The following is a 14670-nucleotide window of genomic DNA, read 5'->3' as shown; positions in this document are numbered from 1 at the left end:
GCCGAGGCGTGGATATTCATCGCCCATATCCGCGTCCTGACCAGGCGCCTCGCAAGGTATTGGCACGGCGCGTAGAGTTTCGAGTCCGGCTCTGAGAGCCGCCAGGACAGCACTCGGCGCGTCGCCCAGTCCATGATCGCCACGAGGTAGAGGAAGCCGCGCCGCATGGGAATGTAGGTGATGTCCGCGCACCAGACCTGGTTCGGGCGCTCGATCACCAAGTCCCTGAGCAGATACGGATACTTCTGGTGCTCCGGATGGGGCACCGTCGTGCGCGGCCGCTGGTAGACAGCGCGCAGGCCCATCCTGGCCATCAGCCGTCGGACGCGCTTGCGCCCGACGCAGTAGCCCTTGTTGCGCAGGTGCCTCGCCATCTGACGGCTGCCGTAGAACGGCGTCTCCATGAACTGTGCATCGATCAGCTTCATCAGCGCCAGGTTTAGCGGGCTCTCGGCCTTGCCCGGGCCATACCAGGCCGACCGGCTGATCCCGATCAGCGCGCATTGCCGGGTGATCGACAGCACTAGGTGTCCTGGCTCGATCATCTCTCGCCTCCGGGACACGCTCACCGTCCGGAGGCTTTGGCCAAAAAATCCCGCTCCACCACGAGCTGGCCGATCTTGGCGTGCAGCTTCTCGATCTCGCCCTCCTTTTCGGCCGCCTTCGCCTCGGCCTTGCCCGCGAAAATCCCGGACATTCCCTCGAGCGCTTGCCGCTTCCAGGTGTTGATCAAGGTCTGATGCACACCATGCTTCGTCACCAGTTCCGCGACCGTCAGCTCGCCTCGAATGGCCTCAAGCGCCACCTTCGCCTTGAACTCGGCGCCGTAATTCTTTCGTTTGCCAGCCACGCTGTTCTTCCTCGTCATCGTTGGCGGCAAGCTTAGCAAAGTGTCCGGTTTTCGGGGACCACGTCAGCCCGACCTTGGCCTCCAGCAGCTTGACCAGGACGGGATCGTCGCGTTCGAACTCGTCCGGGATGCCAAGGTCGAAGATTTTCCCGTCGCTTGGCCGCTCCTTGAACTTCTTCCTGATCCATTCGCGGTGGTGCTTCTCCATCGCGAAGATCATGTCCGCCGATGCGACCAGTTCCTTGGTCAACGGCCTTGGCGAGGCGGGATCGGTTCCTGCCGATATCGCCTCAATACCCGGCCAGTCCCGGAACACGCGCTCGGCGGTCGGGCTGCGCAGCTTGTTGGCGGTGCAGACGAACAGGACTTTCATCATACGCCCCGAGGGCTTGTGATCTAACAGTGCAATCCTACATCGAAGGGTTTTGCCAGCAAAGATGCACGGTAACTTTGGAAGTTGAAACACTAGCCAAACGATAATGTCTACGACCTAGCGATGAGGATGATTTTCATAGCATAGGTCCGGCTCCGTCGGGGTTTTGCAGAGGGATTTTCCGCTAGCCCGGATGGATATTCGAGCGCCTCACGGGGCGATCTAGGAAGTCTAAACCCAATAAAAATCAAGCCGTTGAGGGACGTAAGATTTCCCGCCACGCGATAGACGCGTTGAAACAGGCAATTCTCGTTCATTCATTTCTGGCGTCTGAAGCAGAAGGCATCGCGCAAAAGATTGCGCCAGCGCCTTCGAGCAGGAGGTCGCCATGTCACACCCCGTCAACCCCAGGAACGGCTCGCCAGTCGCCGCGCTGCTGCTCGGCGTTTCGATCTACGCTCTGGCCGCCAACTTCCCGGAGATCACCGGGGCGCAGCTGACGCCTGCCGATGAAGCCTATCTCGGCTTCTTCAAGTACCTGGGCGCGATGGCTGCCCTGGCCGGAGTTGCCGGGGTCAGCAACGTTGTTCGCCAGTACATCCAGCGCGAGGCTGCGAGTGAGCCTTCCGGCGTTTTCGGCGAGGCCGCATTCGCGACGCTCGAAGAGTGCGAACAGGCTGGCATGCTGGACCCGTCGGGCCTGTTCCTCGGCATGCAGGAAGGCAGGCCGCTCTTCTACAGCGGCAAGGCGCACCTGCTGACGGCTGCTCCCGCCCGTCAGGGCAAGGGCATCAGCGTCGTTATCCCGAACCTGCTGCACTACACGGGCTCGATGTTCGTCACCGATCCGAAGGGCGAGCTGGCGGCGGTCACGGCGAAGCACCGGGCCGAGCGGTTCGGACAGAAGGTCTACATCCTCAATCCCTGGGGCCTGCACGGGCTGCCGCAGCATCGCTACAACCCGTTGCAGCCGCTGATCGAGGCGGCGAGCGATCCCGCGCTGATCCGCAGCGTTGCCGATGAGGCGAAGGCGCTCGCGCTCCAGCTCGTCCCCGAATCGGAGGACGCGCGCAACCGCTACTTCCGCGAAGGCGCGCGCGCCATCCTGCGGGCGGTCATGCTGCACCTCGCGACGCGGGGCGCGGGCGAGCGCTGCACCCTTCCGGAAATGTGGCGTGTTCTTTCGAACAACTCGCGCCTGGAACGGTGCGTTGCGGAGATGGAGAAGTCCGAAGCGCTGTTCGGCATGATTGCCGATCTTGGCCGCGACCTGCGCGACCAGCTCGAAGAGAACGCGGACCAGTTCGCCGACTTCCGCCAGGGCGCTTCGCAGGCGCTCGATATCTTCGATCCGGTCGGCTGGCTGGGCGAGGCGGTCGGCGGGTCCGATGTCGATTTTCGGGCGCTGAAGGAAGGCAGGGCGACCGTCTATCTGGTGATCCCGCAGGACCGGATCGCGACGCATGGCGCATGGCTCGGCCTTGTTGCCCGGCAGGCGATCACGACCGTCGCGCGGTCCAAGGGCCGGAGCCCGGTTCTGTTCCTGCTCGACGAGTTCGCCAACATGGGCAGACTCTCCGGCCTTGCCGAAAGCCTGACGGCGTTGCCGGGCCTTGGCGTCCGGGTCTGGGTCTTCGTCCAGGAGCTGGCCGAGCTGATCCGGCTCTACGGTCCCTATACCGCCCGCACGATCCTCTCGCAGGCCGAAGTGAAGCAGTTCTTCGCCGTCCAGGATCACAACCTCGCCGTGACGCTCTCGGCGGAGCTGGGCCAAAGGACCGTCAAGACGACGAGCTACAACCTCGGACGCTACTACGACGACGAAGTAAGCGAGAACCTGGCCGAAACCGGAAGGCCGCTCATGTCCCCGGACGAAATCCGGCAGATGGGCGCGGACTGGCAGCTCCTGCTGATCAAGGCGCTGCCGCCGATCCTGGCTCGCAGGCTGCCCTTCTGGTTCGTCGCGCCGTGGGCGTCCTGGGCGGAGCCCAACCCGGTCGAGGGACCGTATCCGGTCGCCCCGGCACTCATCACCCTGCAATACGGCAAGAAGGAAAACGGCAATGGATGAATTTGAGATCAGAGTCGTCGGTTCGGAGCCTCCCCGCAAGAAGGGCGGTCGGCTGTCGCGGATCGCGCTGCGGGCGGGGCGGCTGTTCGGTCGTCCGCGCGCGCTCGTCCTGTCGATCCTGGTCGGCTACGCGGTCTTCGCCGGAACGCCCCATATCGGCTGGACCTATGAATGCCGCCACCCGAAGAGGATGGGCGATCCGTGCCGCTACTTCTTCTCGTGCGACTATTTCGGCGTTCAGGGCAGGCGCGTGATCTTCCCGAAGGACGGGGAAACCTGTTCCCTGGTGAAGATCATCCCCATCGACTGGGCGAAAATCCTGTGAGGCTGGATATGGCGAAGAACGGAGAGTTTCAGCGGCGCGGAACGCGCATTTCCAAGGACGGCAAAACCGTCCTTGTGACGCTCCGCGTCGAGCGGCGCGGCTACGAGTTCGCTCGTGCATGGGCAAGTGTCCATGCGAAGGCGGACCCGAATGGGACCGCCGAAGAGCAGCTTGAAGGCTACCTCGGAATGGCGCTTGCAACTTGCATCAGCAAGACCGGATGGAAGCCGCCCGAAGAGATTGCTGCGCTCTTTGCAACCGAAGAGCGAGCCGGAAACCCGCAGAATCCCTTGGATGACGGGGTTCCGTACTAGCTACAGAATTTGCCATAATACAACGTGTGGTGTCATAATTAATTTATGGCTCAACATGTTGTCCGCTAAAGAGGTGCGGGCCATGAACGATGAGAACCAAACCTTCGAAAAGTCCATCACTCCCAGCTTCGCGGCTGCGGCCCGGCCAATCGTTACTGTCGATGTCGAGAAGTACCAGGCCTGGCTTGATGATCCTCGACTGACCCCCGAACAGAAAGAAGAATTCCTGCAAGCGCTGTGGTCGGTTGTCGTAACATTTGTCGAGATCGGGTTTGGGGTTCATCCCCTTCAAGAAGTCTGTGGACAGATTGAAGATGAGTCCAATCCAGGCCTGAAGGAAATCTTCGATGCGGTAGAATCGAAGTCTTCCGAAGAACGTGTTGAAACCGATTTTCCCAGCCCGAACGGCGGTCTGGAGGTGCAATGATAAAGAACGAAGACCGACATGGTGAGATCAGCAAGGCCGTCATTTACTGCCGCGTGTCGAGCACGAAGCAGACGGTGCGCGGCGACGGCCTTGGCTCACAGGAAACGCGATGCCGGGAATTTGCCAAGTATCGCGGCTATGAGGTCGTCGAGGTCTTCCGGGACGATACTTCCGGAAGCCTGACGACAAGACCCGGCATGCAGGCCATGCTGGCGTACCTGAAGGCGCGCCGCAAAGAGCCTCATGCCGTCATTATCGACGATATCAGCCGCCTTGCGCGCGATCTGATGGCGCATTTCGATCTGCGCATGAAGATCGGCAACGCTGGCGGTATTCTCGTCAGCCCCTCCATCGAATTCGGCGAAAGCTCTGACTCGCGGCTGGTCGAGAACCTGCTGGCCTCGGTGTCGCAGCACCAGCGCCAGAAGAACGGCGAGCAGACCGTCAACCGCATGCGAGCGCGGATGCAGAACGGCTATTGGGTTTTTCAGGCTCCGGTCGGCTACAGATACGAGCGCTCCAGCGGTCACGGCAGAATTCTGGTCCGTGACGAGCCCAACGCTTCCGTCCTTCAGGAGGCGCTTGAAGGCTACGCCTCGGGGCGCTTCGCGGCACAGGTCGAGGTCAAGCGCTTCCTTGAGCGCCAGCCGTCCTTCCCGAAGGACCTTCCGAACGGCGAGATACGCAATCAGCGCATCTACGACCTTCTGACCCGCCCGATCTATGCCGGGTATCTCGAAGCTCCAAATTGGGGCGTGGGGCTGCGCAAGGGCCACCACGAGGCGCTGATCAGCTTCGAAACCTTCGAAAGGATTCAGGCCCGCCTGAAAGGCACGGCCAAGGCGGCTGCCCGCAAGGACATCAGCGCGGACTTCCCGCTGCGCGGGTTCATCCTGTGCAACGACTGCGGCAAGCCGCTCACTGCCTGCTGGTCGCAGGGCAAGAGCCAGAAGTATCCCTACTATCTCTGCCCAACGAAGGGGTGCGCGAGCTACCGCAAGTCGATCAAGCGCGACGAGCTGGAAGGCCAGTTCGAAGACCTGCTGCAACGCCTGGAGCCGTCAGAGAACCTTTTCGGACTGGTCAAGGCGATGTTCAAGGACGCATGGGACATGCGCCTTGCCAAAGCCGCTGACACGACGAAGGCGCTCCGTGCCAGCATCGGCCAGATCGACAAGCAGATCGAAGCCCTGCTCGACCGCATCGTCGAATCTGGCAACGCGACCGTGATCTCTGCCTACGAGAAGCGGATTGCGAAGCTGGAGCGTGAGAAGGCGCTGGCGAGCGAAAAACTTGCCACGAGCGGCAAGCCGAGGCAGACCCTGGAGGAGTCGTTCGAACACGCCTTGCGGTTTCTCTCAAGCCCTTGGGATATATGGAATAATTCTGATTTGGTGGGCCAGAAAACGGTCCTCAGACTGGCTTTCCTTGAGCCATTGGCATACTGCCGGAATCAGGGACTTCGAACACCTAACTTCGCCTTCCCATTCAAGGCGTTAGGTCTGTTCTGTGGTGAAAAATGTGAGATGGCGCACCCGACAGGATTCGAACCTGTGACCTCTGCCTTCGGAGGGCAGCGCTCTATCCAGCTGAGCTACGGGTGCGGACGCGCCTCTATAAGCATGCCCGGGCGGAGGGTGCAACGGGGATTTCATCATCGGCGTCGCGAGGCGCGCGGGGAGACGGGTCAGGTGATCAGGATCGCGCGGAAGTCGTTCACGTTCGTACCGGTCGGCCCGGTCACCAGCAGGTTTCCCGCCAGCGACAGCGCCGTCCACGCGTCATTGCCGTCGAGCAGGGCGCGCGGATCGGCGCCGGCGGCGCGGATGCGCGCGACCGTCTCCCCGTCGACCAGCCCGCCGGCATTGTCCTCCGATCCGTCGATTCCGTCGGTATCGGCCGCGAGCGCGGTGATGCCCGCCACCCCCTCGACCGCCAGCGCGAAGGCGAGCAGGAATTCGGCGTTGCGCCCGCCCTTGCCGCCCTTCGCGCGCAGGGTCACCGTGGTTTCGCCGCCCGAGAGCAGGATCACCGGCCGGCGGAAGGGCCGGTCGCGCGTCGCGATCTCGCGCGCGAGCGCGGCGAGGACCAGCGCCACGTCGCGGCTCTCGCCCTCGATCGCGTCCGACAGGATCACCGCCTCGTGGCCGAGCCGCGCCGCCTCCTCCCGCGCCGCCTCGAGCGAGACGCCGGCGGAGGCGATGATGGCGACCGTGTCGCGCGCGAAATCGGGATCCTCGGGCGCGGGCGCGGCGCAGTCGGGTCCTTCGAGCCAGGCGCGCACGGCCTCCGGCAGATCGAGTCCGTGGCGCGCCACCACCGCGCGGGCCTCCTCCGGTCCGCCGGCGCCGGGCACGGTCGGGCCGGAGGCGACGAGCGCCGGATCGTCGCCGGGAATGTCGGAGACCACGAGCGAGGCCACCCGCGCGGGACGCGCCGCGCGGGCGAGCCGGCCGCCCTTGATTTCCGAGACATGCTTGCGAAGCGTGTTCATCTCGCCGATCGGCGCCCCCGAGGCGAGAAGCGCGCGGTTGACCGCGAGCTCGTCCGCGAGCCCCAGCCCCTCGGGCGGGCAGGGCAGGAGCGCCGAGCCGCCGCCGCAGATCAGCGCGATCACCAGATCATCGGGGCCGAGACCCGCCACTTCGTCGAAGAGCCGCCGCGCGGCGATCAGCCCGGCCTCGTCTGGCTCGGGATGGGCGGCCTCGAGCACCGCGATTCGCTCACAGGGCGCGGCGTAGCCGTAGCGCGTCACCACCGCGCCGGAGAGCGGCCCCTCCCAGGCCCGCTCCAGCGCCTGGGCGAGCTGGGCCGCGCCCTTGCCCGCGCCGACGACGACCGTCCGGCCCTTCGGCGGCTCCGGCAGGTGGGCGCGGATGCCGTTGTCGGGCAGCGCCGCGCGCACCGCCGCGTCGAAGAGCGCGCGGAGCAGCGCGCGCGGATCCATCGAGGTCATTCCTCTCTCCCCCTTTCGAGCCCGCCGAGAATAGGGCGCGCCTCACCCCTTCGGAACCGCCACCTTGGTGTCTTCCGGGATCAGCCGCTCGAGCAGATCCGGCAGTTCCGCGTAATCCGCGATCATCGCGGCGGGAGCGAGCCGGGCGATCCCCGGCCCCTCCGGGCCGAAGGCCACGAGCACGCAGGGGACCTCCGCCGCGCGCGCCGCCTCGCGGTCGGTCACGGTGTCGCCGATCAGCACCGCCCGCTCCGGCGCGCCGCCCGCGCGGAGCACGGTCTCGGTCAGGTGCAGCGGGTCGGGCTTGCGCACGGAGAGGCTGTCCGCGCCGAGGACCGCGGCGAAGCGGTCGCGCACCCCGAGCTTCACGAGCAGGAGCTCGGCCAGCGCCACGGGCTTGTTCGTGCAGATCGCGAGCGTCCAGCCGCGCGCGGCCAGCGCGTCGAGCGCCGCCTCGACGCCGGGATAGAGCCGCGTCCGCGCGGCGATGGCCGCCTCGTAATGGACGAGCAGGCGGGGAAACCCGCGCTCGACCTGCTCCTCCGGCATCTCGATTCCTTCCGCGGCGAGGCCGGCGCGGAGCATCGCGCGGCCGCCGGCGAAGGCCGTGGCGCGATGGGCGCGCGCGTCGAGCCGGGCGGCGACGCCAAGCTCGGCGAGCGCGCCGTTCGCAGCCGCGATCAGATCGGCCGCCGTGTCGGCGAGCGTTCCGTCGAGATCGAACACGGCCACCCGCATCGCCTGCCTCCCATCGTTTCCGGACCCTTCTGTGGCGCATTTCCGCAACGAAATGAAATGGAAACTGATCGCCGCCGGACTTTCCGCGCCCCCGCCCGGCTGCTAGAAGGCGACGACGCAAACCGGTCCGGAGCCCGCGCATGCCCACGTCCGTCATCCTTCTCGCCGCCGGACAGGGCAGCCGCATGCGCTCGGATCTGCCCAAGGTGCTGCACCCGCTCGCGGGCGCGCCGCTGATCGCCCACGCGCTCGCCTCGGCGCGCGGGCTCGATCCGGAGCGCGTCATCGTCGTGACCGGCGTCGGCGCGGAGGAGGTCGACGCGGCGCTGGCCGAGCTCGATCCCGAGGCGCGCTCCGTCCGCCAGCCGGAGCAGCGGGGCACCGGCGACGCGGTGCGCGTCGCCCTGCCGGAACTCGAAGGCGCGACGGGGGACATCGTCGTGCTCTATGGCGACACGCCCTTCATCCGGCCGGAGACGCTCGAGGCGATGATCGCGGCGCGGGCCGAAGGGGCGGCGGTCGTGATTCTCGGCTTCGAGGCGGCGGAGCCCGGGGCCTATGGTCGGCTGATCCTCGACGACACGGGCGATCTGCTCGCGATCGTCGAGGCGCGGGAGGCGACGGAGGCGCAGCTCGCGATCCGGCTCTGCAATTGCGGCGTCGTCGCCGCGGACGCGGCGCTGCTGCCTGGACTCGTGGCCGAGATCCGCGACGACAATGCGAAGGGCGAATTCTACCTCACCGACATCGTCGCGCTGGCGCGAAACCGCGGGCTGACGGCGAAGGTGATCGTCTGCGACGAGGCCGAGACGCTCGGCGTCAACAGCCGCGCCGATCTCGCCGCCGCGGAAGCGGCCTTCCAGGCCAGGGCGCGGTCCGAGGCGATGGAGAACGGCGTGACGCTGACCGATCCCGCCACGGTCTGGTTCGCGCATGACACGCATGTCGGGCGGGACACGGTGATCGGCCCGAACGTCTTCTTCGGACCGGGGGTGACGGTCGAATCCGGCGCCGAGATCCTGCCCTTCTGCCATCTCGAGGGCTGCCACGTCAGCCGCGGATCGCGCGTCGGTCCCTTCGCGCGGCTCAGGCCCGGGGCGGAACTGGCCGAGCACACGCATGTCGGCAATTTCGTCGAGATCAAGAACGCGATCGTCGACGAGGGGGCGAAGATCAATCACCTGACCTATGTCGGCGACGGCCACGTGGGCGCGCGGACCAATATCGGCGCGGGCACGATCTTCTGCAACTACGACGGCGTCTTCAAGCATCATACCGAGGTCGGCGCCGACGTCTTCATCGGCTCCAACTCCGCGCTGGTCGCGCCGGTCCGGATCGGCGACGGGGCGATGGTCGGCGCGGGCTCGACGGTGACGGAGGACGTGCCCGCCGGCGCGCTCGCGGTGGCGCGGGGGCGGCAGAGCAACAAGGCGGGGCTCGGCACGCGGCTCATGTCGCGGCTGCGCGCGCTCAAGTCCGGCAAGGCGCCCCACTGATGTGCGGGATCGTCGGCATCCTCGGCACGCATCAGGTCGCGCCGCTGATCCTCGAATCGCTGAAGCGGCTCGAATACCGGGGCTATGACAGCGCGGGCATCGCGACGCTCGACGAGGCGGGGCATCTGGGGCGCAGGCGCGCCATGGGCAAGCTGATCGCACTCTCCGACCTGCTCGTCTCCGATCCCGCCCGCGGGCGGATCGGCATCGGCCATACCCGCTGGGCCACCCATGGCGCCCCCTCGGTCCGCAACGCGCATCCCCACCAGGCCGGGCGCGTCGCGGTGGTGCACAACGGCATCATCGAGAACTACCGCGAGCTCCGCGCCGAGCTGGAGGCCGGGGGCGCGGCCTTCGAGACCGATACCGATACCGAGAGCGTGGCCCGCCTCTGCGATCGCGAGCTCGCCGCCGGTGCCTCGCCGCTCCAGGCGGTCCGCGCGACGCTCGCCCGTCTGAAGGGCGCCTTCGCGCTCGCCTTCATCTTCGAGGGCGAGGAGGATCTGATGATCGTCGCCCGCCGCGGCTCGCCGCTCGCGATCGGCTTCGGCCAGGGGGAGATGTACGTCGGATCGGACGCGCTCGCCCTCGCGCCGATGACGACCCAGATCGCCTATCTCGAGGAAGGCGACCATGCCGAGCTGACGCGGACCGGCGTCCGCTTCTACGACGCGAACGGCACCGCCGTGATCCGCGACATCGTCATGGTCCCGGTCGAGAACGTCTTCGCCGAGAAGGGTCCCTACAAGCACTTCATGGCGAAGGAGACGCACGAGCAGCCGATCGTGCTCGCCGACGCCTTCGCCCGCTATCTCGCGCCGCACCGCTCCGAGGTGCATCTGCCGGAGGAGGTGGACTTCGCCGGCTGCGAGCGGATCGTGATGGTCGCCTGCGGCACCGCGCATTACGCCTGCCACGTCGCGAAATACTGGTTCGAAAGCCTCGCGGGGATTCCGGTCGAGATCGACGTCGCCTCCGAGTTCCGCTACCGCGAGCCGCCGGTCGGCCCCGGAACCCTCGGGATCTTCGTCAGCCAGTCCGGCGAGACCGCCGACACGCTCGCGGCGCTGCGCTATCTGAAGGGGCGCGGCGGCCGGTCGCTCGCGGTCGTCAATGTCGAGACCTCGACCATCGCGCGCGAGAGCGACGTGGCGCTGCCGATCCTCGCGGGACCGGAGATCGGCGTCGCCTCGACCAAGGCCTTCACCTGCCAGCTCGCGCTGCTCGCCTGCCTCGCGATCCTCGCGGCGCGCCAGCGCGGCGCGATCGACGGCGCGGGCGAGGCCGGCCGCGTCGAGGAACTGCGCGCCCTGCCCGGCCTGATGGCCACCGCGCTGACGCTCGAACCCGCGATCGCGGAGATCGCGCGCGACGTCTCGCATGCCCGCGACGTGCTCTTCCTCGGCCGGGGACCGATGTATCCGCTGGCGCTCGAAGGCGCGCTGAAGCTGAAGGAGATCAGCTACATCCACGCCGAGGGCTATGCCAGCGGCGAGCTGAAGCACGGGCCGATCGCGCTGGTCGACGAGGCGGTGCCGGTGATCGTGCTCGCGCCCTCCGACGCGCTGTTCGACAAGACCGTGTCGAACATGCAGGAGGTGCTGGCGCGGGGCGGCCGGGCGCTGCTCGTCTCGGACGCCGCCGGGATCGAGGCGGCCGGCGCCGGCGCCTGGCGCACGCTCGCCATGCCCCGGGCGGCGCCCCTCGTCGCGCCGATCCTCTACGCGGTTCCGGCGCAGCTGCTCGCCTATCACGCGGCGGTCTTCAAGGGCACCGACGTCGACCAGCCGCGCAACCTCGCCAAATCCGTGACCGTGGAATGACGACGCCCGACGAGGCCCTGGCGCGGCTCGCACGCGACGCCGATCCCGCCGCGGCGCCGGCCATGGCCGCCTATCACAAGGCGCCGCGCCGCTATCTCGGGCTCGCCCTTCCCGGCATCGATGCCTGCGTGGCCGACTGGCGCGCCGCGCTCGACGTGCCGGCGCGGGTGGCGCTCGCCGCCGGGCTCTGGGACAGCGATGTGCACGAGGCGCGGATCGCGGCCGCGAAGCTGCTCACCCAGGCGCGGCTCGGCACCGACGATCCGCTGGTCTGGGCGGAATTCCTGCGCTGGGTGCCGGATTTCGACGCCTGGGCGATCGCCGATCAGGCCTGCAAGGCCGGCGAACGCCGCCTCGTGGCCGAGCCGCGAAGGCTCGATACCGTCGAAGCCTGGATCGAGGATCCGAACCCCTGGGCGCGCCGCGCCGCGCTGGTCGCGACGCTGCCCTGGACCAAATTGACCCATCCCTCTCCCGGCGATCTCGCGGCGCGCGAACGCGTTCTCGGCTGGGCCGGACGGCTGGTGGCGGACCGGAACTGGTTCACGCAGAAGGCGATCGGCGCCTGGCTCCGGAGCCTGTCGCTCCGCGATCCGGCCCGCGTCGCCGCCTTCCTCGACGGTCCCGGCCGCGATCTGAAGTCCTTCGCCCGCAAGGAGGCGGCGCGCCGGATCGCGTGAGGCTCAGGCTTCCGACGTGATGATCCCGAAGCCGATGCCCCTCAGCGCCGCGCTGATCCGGTCGAAGACGCCGAGCTTGGCATAGACGCGCCGCAGATGCGCGTCGACCGTATGCGCGGAGATGCCGAGGATCGCGCCGATCGCCGCGTTGGACTTGCCGCGCGCGACCCAGGCCAGCACCTCGACCTCGCGCCGCGAGAGGGCCGGCGCCGGGCCGAGATCCGGCAGGACCAGCGCGCAAAAGCGCAGATGCGTCGCCTGGCAGGCCCAGCGCAGATCGCCGAGCAGCGGCGGATCGAGCCGCTCCACACCCGGTGCGAGGGCGAGGGCGAAGACGCCGTTGCGGCCGTTCTGCCCATAGGCGGGAATGGCGAGGCCATGAATGAACCCCGCGTCGCGCAGCGTCGCGAGATGCGCCCGCTCCTCGTCGGTCAGTTCCTTCAGCGTCTCGATGTCGCCCCAGTAGACCGGCTCGCCGTGGTAGCGGGCGTAATCGGTGACGGGCAGGCTCCCCGCCTGACGCGCGGCCAGGTAGAAGGCCACCCATTCGATCGGAAAGCCCGAGTTCTGGACCCGCGAGACCGTGTCGTCCGGCGCGCCGAGGGGCGGAATGTGGTGGTAGCCGACCTTGTCGACATCCCGCTCCCGCGCGAAACGCACCAGCCCGTTCCAGAGCTCATCCGTGGTCGGGGCCTCGTGCGCGAAGGATTCGAATTCGCTGACCTTCATCCATCCATCCCGCGATCACGGGAGGGAGTGTAGCATCGGACCGGCCCCGCACAAGACGGCGCCGGCCGGGGCATCATCGTTTTCCGCGTAGGGCGGCGCGGCGAATCTTGCCCGTCGCGGTCAGGGGCAGCGTCTCGACGAACTCGACCTGGCGCGGCGCGACATGGGGGGAGAGCCGCGCCCGCACCCGCCCGATCAGCGCCGCCTCGAGCCCCGCCAGACGGGCGCCGGGTTTCGGCACGACGAAGGCCTTCACGATCTCGGTGCGGATCGGGTCGGGCACGCCCACCACCGCGGCCCGTGCCACATCCGGATGGCCCGTCAGGCAATCCTCGATCTCGCCCGGCCCGATCCGGTAGCCGGAGGAGGTGATCACGTCGTCGGTCCGCGACCGGAAGAAGACATAGCCCTCCTCGTCCGCCATGCCCTCGTCGCCGGTCAGGAGCCAGCCGTCGCGGAACTTCTCCGCCGTCTTCGCGGGATCGTTCCAGTAGCCGAGGAACGTCACCGGATCAGGCGCGGCGACGCCGATCTCGCCGACCTCGCCCGGCGGCAGCGGCTCGCCCGCCTCCGACAGGATCGCCACGCGGTGTCCGGGCACCGCGCGGCCGGCGGAGCCCGGCCGCACCGGCGCCACCGCGGCGCAGTTGCCGAGCACGGCGTTGCATTCGGTCTGGCCATAGAATTCGTTGATCGTGAGCCCGAAGACTTCCCGCCCCCAGTCGAGCAGGCTCGCGCCCAGCGCCTCGCCGGCGGAGGTGACGGTGCGAAGGCCGCGGACCTCGCGGATCCCCTCCTGGCGCATCAGCTGCAGCGCGGTCGGCGGGAAGAAGGCGTTGCGCGCGCCGAGCCGCGCCATCAGCGCCACGGCCGCCTCCGGGTCGAACTTCGGCATCCGGTGGCTGATCACCGTCACCCCGTAGAAGAGCGAGGGCAGCAGCACGTTGGTAAGTCCGCCCATCCAGGCCCAGTCCGCCGGCGTCCAGATCCGGTCCCCGGGCTGGCCCAGGAACTCATGCGCGAGGCTGATCGCCGGCAGATGGCCGAGCAGGACGCGATGGCCGTGCAGCGCCCCCTTCGGCGGGCCGGTCGTGCCCGAGGTGTAGCTCAGGAAGGCCGGATCGTCCGGCCCGGTCGCCACGCCCGCGTGCGTCTCCGCCGCCCAGCCCAGCGCGCGCCAGAAATCCACCGCCCCCGGTCCGCGGCCGTCGATCGAGAGCACCTGTTCGAGCGCCGGAAGCTCGTCCCGGATCGCCGCGATCTTCTCGAGGTTGGGCTGGTCCGTGACGAGCGCGCGCGCCCCCGAATCGGCGAGGCGGAACCGCAGCCCGTCCTCGCCGAAGAGCGTGAAGAGGGGAACGACGATCGCGCCGAGCCGATAGGCGGCGAGATGGGTGAGCAGCGCCTCGGGCGATTGCGGCAGCAGGACCGCGACCCGGTCGCCGCGCCCGACCCCGCCCGCCGCCAGCACGTTGGCGAGCCGGCGCGACGCGCGGGAGAGTTCCCCGAAACGATAGTCCCGCGCGACGCCGTCGAGCTGCAGATGCCGCAGCGCGAGACGGTTCGGCTCGATCCGCGCCCAGACGTCGCAACAGACCTCCGCGATGTTGAAACGGCGCGGCCTCGGCCACTGGAAGGCCGCCGCCATCTCGTCCCAGCGCCGCGCGCCGCTCGGCAACGGCCATCCCGGCGAGGTGAAGAGTCCGATCTCGCGCATCATCCGACCTCCCCGGACACCTTGCTTCGCCCCGGCCCGTTTCAGGCTCGGGGCAAAATTTCACAGGGTATTTGCCGCGGCGCAGCAAGCGGAGCCTGCCATCGCACCTCCCCCGAGTCGAGGCCAAAGGGCGCGCGCGCACCCCCCGCCTTGGTCGTAGAGGGCGGGTCG

The 14670-nt window shown here is 67.9% G+C and carries 13 protein-coding genes, 1 tRNA gene and 2 pseudogenes; 8 read left to right on the top strand and 8 right to left on the bottom strand.

Translation table 11 applies throughout. The features are described 5' to 3' along the window. Nucleotides 1–92: 92 nt before the first annotated feature. Nucleotides 93–850 (bottom strand): annotated as a pseudogene (locus FJM51_RS17615) (IS3 family transposase); the annotation flags it as partial. Further along, nucleotides 795–1223, bottom strand: coding sequence for an arsenate reductase/protein-tyrosine-phosphatase family protein (locus FJM51_RS17610; RefSeq protein ID WP_210240326.1), 429 nt, complete (start codon nucleotides 1221–1223; stop codon nucleotides 795–797). The pseudogene FJM51_RS17615 and the gene FJM51_RS17610, both read right to left, overlap by 56 nt. A 388-nt stretch (nucleotides 1224–1611) precedes the next feature. Between FJM51_RS17610 and FJM51_RS17605 the strand changes: the two genes are divergently transcribed. The 5 genes and pseudogenes from FJM51_RS17605 to FJM51_RS25340 form a co-directional block, all read left to right on the top strand. After that, entirely contained in the window at nucleotides 1612–3294 is a 1683-nt protein-coding gene (locus FJM51_RS17605; protein WP_140455447.1) for a type IV secretory system conjugative DNA transfer family protein, read from the top strand. Further along, entirely contained in the window at nucleotides 3287–3619 is a 333-nt protein-coding gene (locus tag FJM51_RS17600) for a hypothetical protein (RefSeq protein ID WP_140455446.1), read from the top strand. Before FJM51_RS17605 ends, FJM51_RS17600 begins: the two co-directional genes overlap by 8 nt. Nucleotides 3620–3627: 8 nt before the next feature. Beyond that, nucleotides 3628–3933: a hypothetical protein gene (locus FJM51_RS17595; RefSeq protein WP_140455445.1), complete on the top strand. Its 306-nt coding sequence runs from the start codon at nucleotides 3628–3630 to the stop codon at nucleotides 3931–3933. 82 nt (nucleotides 3934–4015) lie between these two features. Then, complete coding sequence (locus FJM51_RS17590; RefSeq protein WP_140455444.1) at nucleotides 4016–4360, top strand: hypothetical protein; 345 nt, start codon at nucleotides 4016–4018, stop codon at nucleotides 4358–4360. Next, nucleotides 4357–5346 (top strand): annotated as a pseudogene (locus tag FJM51_RS25340) (recombinase family protein); the annotation flags it as partial. The gene FJM51_RS17590 and the pseudogene FJM51_RS25340, both read left to right, overlap by 4 nt. 75 nt (nucleotides 5347–5421) lie before the next feature. Here the strand turns inward: FJM51_RS25340 and FJM51_RS17580 are convergent. The 4 genes from FJM51_RS17580 to FJM51_RS17565 form a co-directional block, all read right to left on the bottom strand. Continuing rightward, a complete protein-coding gene (locus tag FJM51_RS17580) occupies nucleotides 5422–5703 on the bottom strand; it encodes a hypothetical protein (RefSeq protein WP_140455443.1) in 282 nt (93 codons plus the stop codon). A gap of 184 nt (nucleotides 5704–5887) precedes the next feature. Then, nucleotides 5888–5964, bottom strand: a tRNA-Arg gene (locus FJM51_RS17575). An 83-nt stretch (nucleotides 5965–6047) separates the two neighbouring features. After that, a complete protein-coding gene (locus FJM51_RS17570; RefSeq protein ID WP_140455442.1) occupies nucleotides 6048–7316 on the bottom strand; it encodes a glycerate kinase type-2 family protein in 1269 nt (422 codons plus the stop codon). Between the two features lie 42 nt (nucleotides 7317–7358). Next, entirely contained in the window at nucleotides 7359–8054 is a 696-nt protein-coding gene (locus FJM51_RS17565; protein ID WP_140455441.1) for an HAD-IA family hydrolase, read from the bottom strand. A gap of 140 nt (nucleotides 8055–8194) precedes the next feature. Here FJM51_RS17565 and glmU point away from each other — a divergent pair, with 140 nt between their 5' ends. The 3 genes from glmU to FJM51_RS17550 are packed head-to-tail and all read left to right on the top strand — an operon-like array spanning nucleotide 8195 to nucleotide 12053. Then, nucleotides 8195–9550: a bifunctional UDP-N-acetylglucosamine diphosphorylase/glucosamine-1-phosphate N-acetyltransferase GlmU gene (gene glmU / locus FJM51_RS17560; RefSeq protein WP_140455440.1), complete on the top strand. Its 1356-nt coding sequence runs from the start codon at nucleotides 8195–8197 to the stop codon at nucleotides 9548–9550. Continuing rightward, on the top strand, nucleotides 9550–11373 hold the full coding sequence (glmS, locus tag FJM51_RS17555; RefSeq protein WP_140455439.1) for a glutamine--fructose-6-phosphate transaminase (isomerizing): 1824 nt from the start codon (nucleotides 9550–9552) through the stop codon (nucleotides 11371–11373). Before glmU ends, glmS begins: the two co-directional genes overlap by 1 nt. Continuing rightward, a complete protein-coding gene (locus tag FJM51_RS17550; protein WP_140455438.1) occupies nucleotides 11370–12053 on the top strand; it encodes a DNA alkylation repair protein in 684 nt (227 codons plus the stop codon). The genes glmS and FJM51_RS17550 overlap by 4 nt, the downstream gene beginning before the upstream one ends. 3 nt (nucleotides 12054–12056) lie before the next feature. On the opposite strand, the gene FJM51_RS24490 is transcribed toward FJM51_RS17550, so the two are convergent. Then, complete coding sequence (locus tag FJM51_RS24490) at nucleotides 12057–12782, bottom strand: LuxR family transcriptional regulator (RefSeq protein WP_140455437.1); 726 nt, start codon at nucleotides 12780–12782, stop codon at nucleotides 12057–12059. Between the two features lie 73 nt (nucleotides 12783–12855). Beyond that, nucleotides 12856–14499, bottom strand: coding sequence for an AMP-binding protein (locus FJM51_RS17540; protein WP_181164607.1), 1644 nt, complete (start codon nucleotides 14497–14499; stop codon nucleotides 12856–12858). Nucleotides 14500–14670: the final 171 nt, after the last annotated feature.

This window comes from Amaricoccus solimangrovi (assembly GCF_006385685.1).
Taxonomy (GTDB): domain Bacteria; phylum Pseudomonadota; class Alphaproteobacteria; order Rhodobacterales; family Rhodobacteraceae; genus Amaricoccus; species Amaricoccus solimangrovi.
The sequence above is the reverse complement of the archived record's forward strand: the minus strand, read 5'-3'. Positions and strand labels throughout refer to the sequence as shown.

Bases quoted from the DNA above. Each gene is read 5' to 3' on its own strand.
- FJM51_RS17610 (WP_210240326.1), bottom strand. From the start codon at position 1,223: ATGAAAGTCCTGTTCGTCTGCACCGCCAACAAGCTGCGCAGCCCGACC.
- FJM51_RS17605 (WP_140455447.1), top strand. From the start codon at position 1,612: ATGTCACACCCCGTCAACCCCAGGAACGGCTCGCCAGTCGCCGCGCTG.
- FJM51_RS17600 (WP_140455446.1), top strand. From the start codon at position 3,287: ATGGATGAATTTGAGATCAGAGTCGTCGGTTCGGAGCCTCCCCGCAAG.
- FJM51_RS17595 (WP_140455445.1), top strand. From the start codon at position 3,628: ATGGCGAAGAACGGAGAGTTTCAGCGGCGCGGAACGCGCATTTCCAAG.
- FJM51_RS17590 (WP_140455444.1), top strand. From the start codon at position 4,016: ATGAACGATGAGAACCAAACCTTCGAAAAGTCCATCACTCCCAGCTTC.
- FJM51_RS17570 (WP_140455442.1), bottom strand. From the start codon at position 7,316: ATGACCTCGATGGATCCGCGCGCGCTGCTCCGCGCGCTCTTCGACGCG.
- FJM51_RS17565 (WP_140455441.1), bottom strand. From the start codon at position 8,054: ATGCGGGTGGCCGTGTTCGATCTCGACGGAACGCTCGCCGACACGGCG.
- glmU (WP_140455440.1), top strand. From the start codon at position 8,195: ATGCCCACGTCCGTCATCCTTCTCGCCGCCGGACAGGGCAGCCGCATG.
- glmS (WP_140455439.1), top strand. From the start codon at position 9,550: ATGTGCGGGATCGTCGGCATCCTCGGCACGCATCAGGTCGCGCCGCTG.
- FJM51_RS17550 (WP_140455438.1), top strand. From the start codon at position 11,370: ATGACGACGCCCGACGAGGCCCTGGCGCGGCTCGCACGCGACGCCGAT.
- FJM51_RS24490 (WP_140455437.1), bottom strand. From the start codon at position 12,782: ATGAAGGTCAGCGAATTCGAATCCTTCGCGCACGAGGCCCCGACCACG.
- FJM51_RS17540 (WP_181164607.1), bottom strand. From the start codon at position 14,499: ATGCGCGAGATCGGACTCTTCACCTCGCCGGGATGGCCGTTGCCGAGC.